12 protein-coding genes and 3 pseudogenes are annotated in these 12924 nt (G+C 64.4%); 8 read left to right on the top strand and 7 right to left on the bottom strand.

Annotation, left to right across the window (positions count from 1 at the left end; translation table 11 throughout):
- The first annotated feature begins 12 nt into the window (after positions 1-12).
- Complete coding sequence (locus DBO86_RS13665) at positions 13-1113, top strand: PQQ-dependent sugar dehydrogenase (RefSeq protein WP_108233929.1); 1101 nt, start codon at positions 13-15, stop codon at positions 1111-1113.
- 48 nt (positions 1114-1161) lie between these two features.
- Positions 1162-1653, top strand: a complete 492-nt coding sequence (locus DBO86_RS13660; RefSeq protein WP_003458870.1) for a YgjP-like metallopeptidase domain-containing protein — start codon at positions 1162-1164, stop codon at positions 1651-1653.
- A 25-nt stretch (positions 1654-1678) separates the two neighbouring features.
- Here the strand turns inward: DBO86_RS13660 and DBO86_RS13655 are convergent, their stop codons facing one another.
- The 4 genes from DBO86_RS13655 to yccS form a co-directional block, all read right to left on the bottom strand.
- The gene (locus tag DBO86_RS13655) at positions 1679-1912 is read right to left on the bottom strand and encodes a DUF2789 domain-containing protein (RefSeq protein WP_003458871.1); all 234 of its coding nucleotides are present in this window, start codon (positions 1910-1912) and stop codon (positions 1679-1681) included.
- Positions 1913-1977: 65 nt separating this feature from the next.
- Positions 1978-2460: a GreA/GreB family elongation factor gene (locus DBO86_RS13650; RefSeq protein WP_108233928.1), complete on the bottom strand. Its 483-nt coding sequence runs from the start codon at positions 2458-2460 to the stop codon at positions 1978-1980.
- A 251-nt stretch (positions 2461-2711) separates the two neighbouring features.
- Positions 2712-4517 (bottom strand): diguanylate cyclase, encoded by a 1806-nt coding sequence (locus tag DBO86_RS13645; protein ID WP_108233927.1) that lies wholly within the window; start codon positions 4515-4517, stop codon positions 2712-2714.
- Positions 4518-4574: 57 nt separating this feature from the next.
- Complete coding sequence (yccS, locus tag DBO86_RS13640) at positions 4575-6746, bottom strand: YccS family putative transporter (protein WP_108233926.1); 2172 nt, start codon at positions 6744-6746, stop codon at positions 4575-4577.
- Between the two features lie 379 nt (positions 6747-7125).
- Between yccS and DBO86_RS26260 the strand changes: the two are divergent.
- From DBO86_RS26260 to DBO86_RS13610, 6 genes and pseudogenes are all read left to right on the top strand, one after another.
- Positions 7126-7506: pseudogene (locus DBO86_RS26260) on the top strand (NfeD family protein); the annotation flags it as partial.
- A 249-nt stretch (positions 7507-7755) separates the two neighbouring features.
- A pseudogene (locus DBO86_RS27295) lies at positions 7756-8191 on the top strand (hypothetical protein); the annotation flags it as partial.
- The gene (locus DBO86_RS27290; protein ID WP_425266790.1) at positions 8110-8475 is read left to right on the top strand and encodes a glutathione S-transferase family protein; all 366 of its coding nucleotides are present in this window, start codon (positions 8110-8112) and stop codon (positions 8473-8475) included. The pseudogene DBO86_RS27295 and the gene DBO86_RS27290, both read left to right, overlap by 82 nt.
- Positions 8472-9155: a glutathione S-transferase N-terminal domain-containing protein gene (locus DBO86_RS13620; RefSeq protein WP_003458883.1), complete on the top strand. Its 684-nt coding sequence runs from the start codon at positions 8472-8474 to the stop codon at positions 9153-9155. Before DBO86_RS27290 ends, DBO86_RS13620 begins: the two co-directional genes overlap by 4 nt.
- A gap of 92 nt (positions 9156-9247) precedes the next feature.
- Positions 9248-10190: pseudogene (locus tag DBO86_RS13615) on the top strand (alanine dehydrogenase).
- A 44-nt stretch (positions 10191-10234) separates the two neighbouring features.
- Positions 10235-10870 carry a dioxygenase family protein gene (locus tag DBO86_RS13610; RefSeq protein WP_003458886.1) on the top strand — a complete coding sequence of 212 codons (636 nt, stop codon included), beginning with the start codon at positions 10235-10237 and terminating at the stop codon, positions 10868-10870.
- A gap of 8 nt (positions 10871-10878) precedes the next feature.
- Here DBO86_RS13610 and DBO86_RS27285 read toward each other — a convergent pair whose 3' ends face one another.
- From DBO86_RS27285 to DBO86_RS13600, 3 genes are all read right to left on the bottom strand, one after another.
- Positions 10879-11058 (bottom strand): anion permease, encoded by a 180-nt coding sequence (locus DBO86_RS27285; RefSeq protein WP_039964269.1) that lies wholly within the window; start codon positions 11056-11058, stop codon positions 10879-10881.
- 41 nt (positions 11059-11099) lie between these two features.
- A complete protein-coding gene (locus DBO86_RS27280) occupies positions 11100-11258 on the bottom strand; it encodes a hypothetical protein (protein ID WP_371254501.1) in 159 nt (52 codons plus the stop codon).
- A gap of 137 nt (positions 11259-11395) precedes the next feature.
- Positions 11396-12580, bottom strand: coding sequence for a BaiN/RdsA family NAD(P)/FAD-dependent oxidoreductase (locus DBO86_RS13600; RefSeq protein ID WP_108233925.1), 1185 nt, complete (start codon positions 12578-12580; stop codon positions 11396-11398).
- Between the last annotated feature and the right edge of the window lie 344 nt (positions 12581-12924).

Raw genomic sequence — 12924 nt, 5'->3', positions numbered from 1 at the left:
AAGGCGTTGCCCATGTTGAGAAGCACCCGCGCGCTGATGCTCTGCGCCCTGTTCGTCAGTACGCCGCTGCTGGCCCTGGATTACCGCATCGAAACCTTCAGCGAAGGGCTGGAGAATCCCTGGGCCATGGCCTTCCTGCCGGACGGACGCATGCTGGTCACCGAGCGTGTTGGGCGCCTGCGCATCATCGAAGCCGACGGCAGTGTCGATCCCAAGCCGTTGGCGGGCCTGCCCGAGGTCTTCATCGCTGCCCAGGCCGGGCTGATGGAAGTGGCGCTGGACCCGGACTACAGCGACAACCGCTGGCTTTACCTGACCTACGCGCACGGCTCGCTGGAGGCCAACAACACGCGTCTGGCGCGTGCCCGCCTGGTGGATGACGAACTGCACGACTTCGAAGTGCTGTTCACCGCCCAGCCGCTCAAGGCCGGCGCCGCGCATTACGGTGGGCGCATCGCCTTTCTCGCCGACAAGACCCTGGTGCTGACTCTGGGCGACGGTTTCGACTGGCGTGAGCAGGCGCAGAACCCAGCCAACCACCTGGGCAAGATCGTGCGTCTGAACCGTGACGGCAGCGTACCGCAGGACAACCCGCTGATCGGCCAGGACGGCGCGGCGCCGGAGATCTACAGCCTCGGCCACCGCAACGTGCAGGGCATCTTCTTCGATGCCGAGCACAATCGCCTGTACAGCCATGAGCATGGCCCACGCGGGGGTGATGAACTCAACCTGATCGAGGCCGGCAACAACTATGGCTGGCCGCTGGCGACCTTCGGTATCGATTACACCGGTGCGCGCGTCAGCCCCTACACCGAGCTGCCGGGGCTGACCGCGCCACTGCTGCACTGGACACCCTCGGTAGCGCCGTCGAGCCTGACCCTGTATCGCGGCGAGTTGTTCCCCGAGTGGCAGGACGACCTGTTCGCGGCCACCCTGGCCGAGCGCAGCGTACGCCGCATCCGTGTCCGTGACGGCATGCTGGCCGGTGAGGAAATCCTCTTCGAAGAGCTGGGCGAGCGGATTCGCGATGTGCGCAGCGGGCCGGATGGTGCGCTCTATCTGCTCACCGATAACCCAGAGGGGCGTCTGCTGCGTGTGGTGCCCAGCGAGTAATGCCGCATCCGTTACACTGACGGTCCAGATGAATTCGGGATCGTAGCGTTGAAGTATCTACAGGGTTATCCGGTCGCCTTGCAGCAGCAGGTTCGTCAGCTGATCGCCGATGATCGGCTCGGTGACTACCTGGCGCAGCGCTATCCGGGCCGGCATGAAGTGCAGAGCGACAAGGCGCTGTATGGCTACGTGATGGCGCTCAAGCAGGAACACCTGAAGAACGCGCCGGCTATCGACAAGGTGCTCTACGACAATCGACTCGATCTCACCCACCGCGCGCTGGGCCTGCATACGGCGGTCTCGCGGGTGCAGGGCGGCAAGCTCAAGGCGAAGAAGGAAATTCGCGTTGCCTCGCTGTTTCGCGACGCCGCGCCGGCCTTCTTGCAGATGATCGTGGTGCACGAACTGGCACACCTGAAAGAGAGCGAGCACAACAAGGCCTTCTACAAGCTGTGCGACCACATGTTGCCGGGCTATGCGCAGATCGAATTCGACCTGCGCATGTACCTGACCTGGCGCGAGATGACGGCGGCCAACTGAGCAGCCGATGCGCTGACCTGTGAGCTCAGCCGTGCAGGCGCAGGTTGAGCTGATCGACTACTTCTGCCCAGTCGGCGTCTTCGAGAATTTCTTCGCGCAGCAGCGCGGCCTGCGCCGGCGTCCAGAACGGAGCCTCGGACAGTTTGCAGGCATCCGGCAGTGGCGAATGGGTGCTGATGAAGGCGTTGATGCTGGCGGCATCGTCAGGCAGGCCGAGTTGCTTGAACAGGGCTGGCAGGCTGTGGACTGGATTTTCCATGGTATTGGCTCTCGCTAGACGTGGTGTTCATCGCTAATTACCAACCCTAGCCCAGATAGTTCCGCTTACGTGGCTGCCAGCACCTCGAAAATTTGCTGGCGACTCCCTACTGGCAGGCTTATCTCGTCGCCGGGCTTCTTGCCGAGCAGCAATTTCCCGAGCGGTGCGGTATTGCCGAGCACCTGGATGGTCTGGTCGGCCAGTTGCAGTTTCATGCTGGCGCCTGGAGGACCAAGGAACAGCCATTGTTCGTGGCCATCCTCGGCCGCAAGCTGAACCAGCGCGCCGAGCTCGATACCCTGCTCGATATCGAAGGGACGCGGGCGCAATTGGCGCCAGGTGATCAGGGTCTGGCGCAGTTCTTCGACGCGGCGCGCCTGACCGCTGGCCAGGTAGGCGGCCTCCAGGCCCAGGGTGTCGTACTTGTTCTCGGCGACGTTCTCTTCGTGGGTGGCCGCTTCGTGGGCGCTGAGGGCGGCGAGGCTGGCCTGTTCGAGGTCGGTCTGCAGATGGTTGAGTACGTCTTGCAGCAGCAGATACTTGTCCATGGTGTGCTATCGGGTTCGAGTTGATGAAGAGACGACGGCCTGACGCCGATCAGGTAGGGCTTCCAAGGCGGCCTAGGGTCTGTTGCCGTTTCGCGCACGGCCGCGTCGAAACGGCAACAGACCCTAGTGTAGGAGCCCCGCCCCGGGGCGAAGCTTGCAAGTGCGTGTTGCCCTGATTCGCGGCGGGGCGCCGCTCCTACGCATTGACTGCGTTGATACTTAACTGACGGGCACTAGGCAGGGGGCCCTGTTCAAAGGTATTGGGTGGCCAGTTGCACTCGGTTGCGACCTTCGGCCTTGGCCCGGTACATGGCGGCATCGGCCAGGCGAATCAGCATGGTGGCATCGTCGGCGCCGCGGCTCAGGGCGATGCCGATGCTGGCGCCGACGCGTACGGTACGATCTTCCAGGTACATTGGCGTGTCCAGCCCTTCCAGCAGACGTTTGGCCAGGTCGTGCGCATCTTCGGCCGATTGCACGCTCTCGCAGATCACCACGAACTCGTCACCGCCGAGGCGCGTAGGCAGATCGGTATCGCGCACGTATTGCCGCAGGCGCTGCGCCACTTCGGCCAGTACCAGGTCGCCGTAGCCGTGGCCGTGCTGGTCGTTGATCGGTTTGAAACCGTCAAGGTCGATCAGCATCACGGCGAGCAGTTCGTTGCGGCGTTGGCTGCGCGCCAGTGCCTGCTCCAGGTGTTGCTGCAGGGCGGTGCGGTTGGGCAGGCCGGTCAGTGGATCCTGCAGGGCCAGCTCACTGAGGCGCTGATTGGCCTGTTCCAGGGCCTGGGTGCGTTCGGTGACGCGTTTGGCGAGGATCTGCTCGTTGAGCTGCAGCGCGGCTTCGCGTTGGCGCTTGAGCTCGATGAAGCGCGCCGCCAGGGCGAAGGACAGCAGGATCATCTCCAGCCCCGAGCCGATCTGCATGGCGTACAGGGTAATGAAGTTCGACGGAATCAGGGCGAAGTTGCGTAGCGCCAGCAGCACCGCGCCGGTCAGCAGCATCAGCCAGGCCAGGGCGAACAGGCGAGCACCGGGCACTCGGTAGCCAATGCAGACGAAGCTGGTGACCAGCAGCGTCAGGGTGGCGATCAGGCCGGTCAGCGACATCAGCTGCAGCGCGCGCTGCAGTGGCAGCAGCACACTGGCCAAGACGGCCGCACCGATGGCGATGGACAGCATCAGCAGGCCCTTGTCCCAGCGTGGCAGCCACTGGCGGGTGTCGAGAAAGCTGCGCGCAAACACCACCGACAGCAGCGCTGCCGTTGTCAGGCTGACCGGCAGCATGCGGTTGCTCCAGGGCGCCGCTTCGGGCCACAGATACTGCGCGCCAAGACCATTGAGCGACAGCACGCTGAGGGCGAAGGCGAACATGAACAGCACGTAATTGAGGAAAGGCCGCTCGCGCAGGGCGAGAAACAGCAGCAGGTTGTACAGCCCCAGGGCGATCAGCACGCCGAAGTAGATGGCATGCATCAGGTAGCCGTTCTGGCTGTGCTGCTCGAAATCGCGCGAAGACATCAGCGCGCCGCTGAGGGTCATGCTGCCGCGCGAGTCGACGCGCAGGTACAGCGTGCGTTGCTCGCCGGGCTGCAGAGTGATCTCGAATACCGGGTTGCGATGGCCGACGCTGCGCTGCGCGTAGGGCACGGTGTCGCCGCTGCGCGACTCGCGCACGCCATCGGCGCCGATGTCGTATAGACGCACCTCGTCCAGCGAGGCGTAATTCAGTTCCAGGCGCCAGACGCGTGTTTGCTGGGCATCCGATTGCAGCGCCAGGCGCAGCCAGATCACCCCCGGCACATAGCCGAAGCTGAGGTCACGGCGGTTCAACGAGGGCTGGAAAGGGGCATCGACAGCGCGAACGTCGTCCAGGCTCAGGGCGCTTTGGGGATCGGCGAGAAAGTCGACCAGGCCGTAGAGATCCTGTGCTGCGCTGCTGTCACCCAGGCGCGTGCTGGCGAGGGTAATCTGGCTGGCCAAAAGCAGACTGCACACCAGCAGCAGACCCGGCAACGAGACCAGGTAGGCGAGGGTGGTGTGTCGGTTGGCTGGCATAGGCAAGGCCTGGGAGCTAGGCGTCGTCAGATAGTGGCAGAAAGCCCCATGAGCCTGCTAGTGGCGATCCTTCTGCAGATGCGCGGCCAAGGTGCGCAGTGGCGCCAGCTGGCGGCAGATCAGCGCCAGTTGCGTCTGCACCAGACGTTGGCGTTCGTCGACGTCGTCGGCAATCTGCTCCAGGCTTTGCGCCAGTGCCTGTTCTTCATCGCTGTGGATGGCCAGCGGCTGCTCACCGCGCAGGCCGGTGGCGATTTCATCGAGGCTGCTCGCCAGCGCTTCGGCCTGTTCCAGCAATTGTGCCTGGGCCGCCTGCGGCAATTGCTCGCCACGATGGGCGCCGAGCCCGGAGAGATAGCTGAGCAGGGTGTGCGACAGCACCAGAAAGCGAAAGCCAAGGTCGGCGTCCTTACGGAAGTGCCCAGGCTCCATCAGCATGTTGCCGAGGGTGGTGGACAGAGCCGCGTCGGCGTTGTGCGCGTTGCGTCGGGCCAGGCGGTAGCCAAGGTCGTCACGTTTGCCGTGTGCGTACTGGGCGATGATCTGCCGCAGGTAGGCGCTGTTGCAGCTCAGTGTGTTCGCCAACATGCGCCCCAGGCGTCGACCCTGCCAGTCCGGCAGGATCAGGAACACCGCCAGCCCGGCCAGCATGCCGCCGAGCAGGGTGTCGACCAGGCGCGGCAGGAACAGGCCGTAGCCATCGCCGATCTGGTTGAAGCAGAACAGCACCAGCAGGGTGATCGCCGCCGTGGCCAGGGTGTAGCGCGTGCTGCGTGTGGCGAAGAAGGCGACGCCAGCGACCACGGCGAACAGGGCCTGGATGCGTGGGTCGGGAAACAGTTCGATCAATGCCCAGCCCAACCCCAAGCCGATCAGGGTACCGACGATGCGCTGCACCAGTTTGAGACGCGTGGCGCCGTAGTTCGGCTGACAGACGAACAGGGTGGTCAGCAGAATCCAGTAGCCCTGGGTCGGATGAATCAGGTGCAGCAGGCCGTAACCGGCGGCCAGAGCTATGGACAGGCGCAGCGCGTGGCGAAACAGCAGCGAGGTGGGGGTCAGTTGCTGGCCGATGCGCTCGATCACCTCGCGCAATGAATGGGGTTCGCGATCGAGCAGGCTGCTGTCCTGCTCATCAGCCAGAGCGTCGGGGTTGCTGGCGTTACCGAGTAGCAGGTCGAGGCTGGCGAGGTTGCCGGCCAGGGCGCCGAGCGAGCGCAGCAGGCGGCGCCAGGCCGGGTTGCTCTGCAGGTGCAGGTGGTCGAGCGAGGCATGCAGGTCTTCCAGGGCCTGGCTGCACAGCTCGCGGTATTCGAACGGCTGGCGCAACTCGATGGCGCTGCCCAGGCGCTGGCAGGCTTCGCCGTGCAGGCGCAGCAGGCGCTGGCAGCGAAACAGCACATCGCTGTGGAAGAAGGCTTCGGCCAGTTCGTTGTAAGGGTAGTGCGACGAGCTGGCGCGTTCGTGAATGTCCTGGGCGAGGAAGTACAGCTTCAGGTAGCGATTGACCTTCGGTGCCGGCCGACCACCCCCGACCCGATGCAGGATGATCTCCTTGGCCGCGTTGAGCGCGGAGACGACGCGGCCATTCTGCTTGGCCAACTGCAGGCGGCGTTGTTCCACATCCAGCTGGCGCACGGGTTCGAACAGCGCTGCCTTGAGTTTGAGGTACTTGCCCAGTTCGCGAAACAGCCGGGCCAGGGCGAGTTGCACCGGCTGATGGGCGAACAGCGCGTGCCAGATCACCGACAGCAGGCCGTACCAGGCGGCACCAGCCACCAGCAGCAGTGGCTCCAGCCACAGGCCGGCGACGCCGCCGCGCTGCTCGACGCCGATCATGCTGTACACCGCGAGGATCAGGGTGCCGGAACCCAGGGTGGCGAAGCGCTCACCGAGTGCGCCGAGCATGGTCAGGCAGAAGGCGGAAAAGGCCAGGGCGATGACGAACAGCCAGGGATAGGGGAAGAGGAATTCCACTGCATAGGCCGCCGCGCTGAAGCAGGCCAGGGTGACCAGCACCGCGCCGAGGCGGCCTTGCCAGCTGTCATCAGTCTCGGTCAGGGCGCTGGCGATGATGCCGAGAAACAGGGGGATCAGCCCATGCATCCAGCCCTGCCACCAGCACAGCGCCAGGGCTCCGGCCAGGGCGATGAATACCCGCAGGCTGGCGCTGAACTTGTCCAGTGCCCAGAGGCGGCGCAGTGATTGGCGAAGGCGAGGTCGGGGCATAGGGAGTCTGGTCGGAAAATATCTGAGCAGCCTACCGGAACTGGCCAGCCACTGGGTATCTGTCTGCCGGCAATCTGTTTGGCCTGGCGCCTTTCGTAATTTCGTCGTCCGTCTCGCGAATAAATCTGCTCCTGCAGCGAGCAGTACATCCCCTGTAGCACATCCGCCAGCCCTGTCGGGGACCCGCTGGAGCATGGACTATGCTCAATAAAGACCCTCCGCCACCTGTCCGGTATCACCGGGGCCTGGGAGTCGAACGTGTTGCCTGGCTGGTTGCGTCTATGTCTGTGTGCTCTGATCCTCTGCGGTTCGGTGGGGGGCGAGTGCGGTGCCGGGCGCGGTGGTGCGCTTGCAGGTGGATGGGGTGATCGGCCCGGCCAGTGCCGCCTACATTCGCGGTCTGGCGAATATGCGCGGGCGCAATGCCGAGTGGGCTGAACAGGCAGTGCGCGAGGCGGTCAGCCTGTCCGCCGAAGAGGCGCTGGCGCAGAAAGTGATCGACTATCAGGCGACGGAGCTGAGCGACCTGCTGCGCCAGCTGGACGGCAAGACCCTGCAAGCTGCAGGCGTCGAAGTCACCCTGGCCACCGCCGGTGCGCCCTTGATCAGCCATGAGCCGGACTGGCGTACCCGGCTGCTGGCGGTGATCACCAACCCCAGCGTGGCGCTGATCCTGATGATGATCGGCGTCTACGGCCTGTTCTTCGAGTTTTCCAACCCGGGCAGCGGCATCGGCGGCGTGCTAGGGTCTGTTGCCGTTTCGACGCGAGCCGCGTTGCTGCGCCAAATTGCGCCACGCGAGGCGCGGGATGCAGGTAATGGTCGTTCCCTTGCCAAATCCCGCAACGACGCATGGCGCAATTTGCCGCGCAACCCGAAGGGACGGGCCAGTTTTTGCGTGGTACGTCGTTACTCGACGGCTCATTTGGGCGACCAAACTTCGCGTCTCGCGCCTAGCCCCACGCAAAAACTGGCTCCGTCGCGGCCGTGTGCGAAACGGCAACAGACCCTAGGTGGCAATCAGTCTGATCCTCGCCCTCTACGCCCTGCAGTTGCTGCCGGTGAACTACGCCGGGGTGGCGCTGATCCTGCTCGGCATCGACGTGCCGGGCTTCGGCATCCCGCTGGCGCTGATCGTTACCCTGGCGCTGACCAGCGCCGGGCTGATCCTGGCCATCCTCGGCATGGCGTTGAAGGCCAGGCGGCGCCAGCAGGTGGCCGGCGACAGCGGCCTGGTCGGCAGCCTGGTGGCGGTCGCCGCGGTGCAGGCCGAGGATCCTTGTCAGAACCGGCGCTGGTGCCGGTTCTGCAGCGAGCCACGGCGGGTATCTGCCAGGTCTTCGAACAGGCGCTCGAACGCGCCGTGGTCAGCGTTATCCACAACGTCCCTTGCTCGGCCGACCCCGAGTATTTCCGCACTAGCCGGGAGAAGGCGCTGGGCATGAGCCTGGAGGCATTCGCCGATCCACAGGGCGGTGAGCGGTTGTTCCGTGAAGGCGTGGCGCCGCTGGAAATGTGGCTGCGTGATCAGCCCTTCCTCGAGGGCCAGGCCCCTGGCGGCTGCGACTACCTGCTGGCTGGCATGTTGTTCTGGGCCTGGTGCCTGGGCGCGCAACCCTGGGCCGAGGATTCTGCGCTGGGCGTCTGGTTTATGCGTATCCTGCAGACGTATGAAACGACTCACGGCCTGGTCAAGCGGGCCGCGATCCACCTGGAGGAAAACCCATGATCGACCTGTACTACTGGACCACACCGAACGGCCACAAGGTCAGCATCTTTCTCGAGGAAGCCGGGCTGGACTACCGCATCGTCCCGGTGCATATCGGCAAGGGCGAGCAGTTCGCACCCGAGTTTCTCAAGATCGCACCGAACAACCGCATTCCGGCCATCGTCGATCATGCCCCGGCCGATGGCGGTGAGCCCATCGCCCTGTTCGAGTCCGGGGCGATTCTCGAGTACCTGGCCGACAAGAGCGGGCAATTCCTGCCGCGCGAGACACGCGCGCGTTTCACCGTGTTGCAGTGGCTGTACTGGCAGGTGGGCGGCGTTGGTCCGATGGCAGGGCAGAACCATCACTTCGTGCGCTACGCGCCGGAGCCGATTCCGTATGCCATCGACCGCTACGTGAAGGAAACCGCGCGCCTCTACGGCGTGCTGGACCGCCAGCTGGCCGGGCGCGACTACGTGGCGGGCGATTATTCCATCGCCGACATGGCCATCTATCCCTGGGCCAAGCTGTGGAAGATGCAGCAACAGAAACTGGAGGACTTCCCCAACATGGCTGCCTGGCTCGAACGCATTGATGCACGCCCCGCGGTGCAGCGTGCCTACGCGCTGGTAGAACAGGTGAACGCCGATCCGCAGGCCTTGCTCACCGCAGAGGCGCGGCGCCTGCTGTTCGGGCAGTGACGGACGGACGAAATTTATCGTGGAATTTCCTGTGAGCTGGCTCATGCTTTCCTAGACTTCAGACTGTTGGCTCGCAATGGTTGGAGATGGTTATGCGAATCGGCATACCCAAGGAAATCAAGAACCACGAGTACCGAGTCGGCCCACGCCACAGTCGGTGGCCGAGCTGACGGCGCTCGGTCATGAGGTGTGGGTCGAAACCCATGCCGGTGCGGCCATCGGTTTTGCCGACGAGGATTACCTGGAGGCCGGCGCGCAGATCGCCAAGAGTTCGTCCGAGGTGTTCCAGCAGGGGCAGTTGATCGCCAAGGTCAAGGAGCCCCTGGCGGTTGAGCGCGCCAGGTTGCGAGCCCACCACACGCTGTTTACCTACCTGCACCTGGCGCCGGATCGGGCGCAGACCGAAGAGCTGATGGCCAGCGGCGCCACCTGTATCGCCTACGAGACGGTGACCGATGCGTAGCGCCGCCTGCCTTTGTTGGCGCCGATGTCACGGTGTTGGACAAGAGCGTCGATGCGTTGCGCCGGCTCGATGCCCTGTACGGCAATCGCATCACCACGTTCTACCCCACTCGCGCGGCGGTGCGCGAGCAGGTGTTGGCGGCCGATCTGGTGATTGGCGGGGTGCTGATTCCCGGTGCGGCCGCACCCAAGCTGATCACTGCGGACATGGTGCGGCAAATGAAGGCCGGCGCAGTGTTGGTGGATGTCGATATCGACCAGGGCGGATGCGCCGAGACTTCCCGCGCTACTACCCATACCGAGCCCACTTATGTGGTCGATGATGTGGTGCACTATTGCGTGGCCAACATGCCCGGCGCGGTGGCGCGTACCTCGACCCTGGCGCTGAACAACGCGACCCTGCCGTTCGTCGTGGCGCTCGCCCAGAAGGGTACACGCCGCGCCTTGCAGGATGATGCGCATCTGTTGAACGGGCTCAACGTGGCCAGGGGTGTGATCACCTGCGGCAGCGTGGCCGAGGCCCACGGCTTGCCCTTTCAATCGGCCGCCGGAGTGCTGGAACATCTGTCATAGCGTATCGCGGGGCCGCCTGGACCACGCTACGGAGGAAAAAGACCATGTCCAGCCGTCGTCATCTCCTCTTCGCCGCTGGCGGCGCGTTGCTGGTCAGCCCGGCACTGGCGCTGGCCGAGCGGTTGCTGACGCCGCGCCAGACGCTGGGCCCCTTCTACCCCGACCAACTGCTGCTGGACCGTGACAACGACCTGGTGCGGGTCGACGGTCAGGCCGCAGAGGCGCGCGGGATTCGCGTGCAACTGCACGGTTCGATCCTCGATGCGGGCGGCCGGCCACTGGCTGGGGCGCTGGTGGAAATCTGGCAAGTGGATGCCAACGGTATCTATTTGCACAGTCGCGGCGGTGACCGCCAGAGGCTCGACCCCGGGTTCCAGGGGTATGGCCGTTTCACCACGGCGGCCGATGGGCGCTACCGTTTTCGCACCATTCGCCCGGTGCCCTATCCCGGCCGTACCCCGCATATCCATCTGGCGGTGACCCTGCCCGGCATACCGCGTTTCGCCACGCAGTGTTATGTCCACGGCGAGCTGCTCAATCAGCGCGATGGCCTGCTCAACGCCATCCGCGACCCACGCTTGCGCGAACTGCTGGTCGTGCCCTTCGTACCGGTGAGCGGGCAGAGCGACGAGCAGATCGCCCGCTTCGATGTGGTGCTCGGCATCACCCCGAGCTTCTGAATGGCGGATTACAACGGCCAGATCCACAGCAGCATGGGCACACTGATCAGCGCTACGAGGATTTCCAGTGGCAGGCCCAGGCGCCAGTAGTCGCCAAAGCGGAAACCGCCGGGGCTGAGGATCAGGGTGTTGTTCTGGTGGCCAATGGGCGTGAGGAACGAGCAGGAGGCGCCGATGGCCACGGCCATCAACAGCGAGTCCGGGCTGACGCCGAGCTGGCTGGCGGCGCTTAGCGCGATGGGGCATACACCGCCGCCGTCGCCGCGTTGTTCATGACGTCCGCCAGGGTCATGGTCACCACCAGCAACAGGGTGATGATGGCGTTGCCCTGTGCCAGATTCTCCATCGGCAGGCGTGCCAGCAGATCGGCTGCGCCCGTGGCGGACATCGTACCGGCCACCGGCATCAATAGTCACGCAGCGGCGTCGTGCCTGTGATTGCAGCTTTGCATCTGCTGTCAAGGCAGAGTCTGCGCCGCGTCGGCAGTTCCCGCTGCACCGTTAAATGGGGCGCAATATTTAAGCCTCAGACGTATTGCGCGGCGGCGTAGCCCGACGCCCAGGCCCACTGGAAGTTAAAGCCGCCCAGGTGGCCGGTGACGTCGAGCACTTCGCCGATGAAATACAACCCCGGTACCTTGAGCGACTCCAGGGTCTTGGATGACACCTCGTCGGTATTCACCCCGCCCAGGGTCACTTCCGCCGTGCGGTAGCCTTCGGTGCCAGCCGGCACCAATTGCCAGTCGGACAGGCGCTCGGCAATCGTCTTGAGCTCGCCGGGCGTGTACTGCTTGAGCGGCTTGTTGCTGAACCAGCTGTCGACCAGCAGGGTCGCCATCTTCTTGGTGAACAGCTCGGCCAGCAGGGTTTTCAGCTCACTGTTGCCACGTTCGCGCTGCTGGGTGGCCAGCCATTCGGGCAGGTCGATATGTGGCAGCAGGTCGATATGTACGGTATCGCCCGGCTGCCAGTAGGACGAGATCTGCAGGATCGCCGGGCCGGACAGGCCGCGGTGGGTGAAGAGGATGTTCTCGACGAAACTCTGGCCATTGCAGCTCACCCGGCAGTCCTCCACCGAGGTTCCGGAAAGCTCCGTGCACAGCGTCTTGAGCTGCGGCTCGGTGATGGTGAAAGGCACCAGCCCGGCGCGGGTCGGCAGCAATTCGTGACCGAATTGCCTGGCTACCTGATAGCCGAAGCCGGTGGCGCCGAGGGTCGGGATCGACAGCCCGCCAGTGGCGATCACCAGCGACTGGCAGGCCACTTCGCCGAGGTCGCTTTGCAGCAGGAAGCCGCCTGCGGTTTTTTCGATGCTGTGTACTGCCGTGTCCAGGCGAAGCTGTGCCCCGGCCTCGGCACATTCGGCCAGCAGCAATTCGAGGATGTCGCTGGACTTGTTATCGCAGAACAGCTGGCCAAGCTTCTTCTCGTGGTAGGGCACGCCGTGCTTGGCCACCAGGCCGATGAAGTCCCACTGGGTGAAGCGCGCCAGGGCGGACTTGCAGAAGTGCGGGTTGCCGGAAAGGAAGTTGCTCGGCTCGCAGTACAGGTTGGTGAAGTTGCAGCGCCCACCACCGGACATGAGGATCTTCTTGCCGGCCTTGTTGGCATGGTCGAGCACCAGCACGCGGCGGCCACGGGCTGCGGCGGTGGCTGCGCACATCAGGCCGGCGGCGCCTGCGCCGATGATCAGTACGTCGGTTTGCAACACGAAATGTCCTCAGGTGAATCGCTGACGCAGCGAGCGCTGCGCGAAAACCGCTGAAGTTTACCCGAAGCCGCTCTGGGCCGACGCTTCTGTCGCCGTGCGGCAGGCAAGCGTATAACGCCCGCCTGACTGTCTCAGATATGAGACAGTGACGAGCGGCGTTGTGCCTGCTATCACTAGGGTCTGTTGCCGTTTCGCGCACGGCCGCGACGGAGCCAGTTTTTGCGTGGGGCTAGGCGCGAGACGCGAAGTTTGGTCGCCCAAATGAGCCGTCGAGTAACGACGTACCACGCAAAAACTGGCCCGTCCCTTCGGGTTGCGCGGCAAATTGCGCCATGCGTCGTTGC

This window comes from Ectopseudomonas oleovorans, from assembly GCF_003052605.1.
Lineage (GTDB): Bacteria > Pseudomonadota > Gammaproteobacteria > Pseudomonadales > Pseudomonadaceae > Aquipseudomonas > Aquipseudomonas oleovorans_A.
The sequence above is the reverse complement of the archived record's forward strand: the minus strand, read 5'-3'. Positions and strand labels throughout refer to the sequence as shown.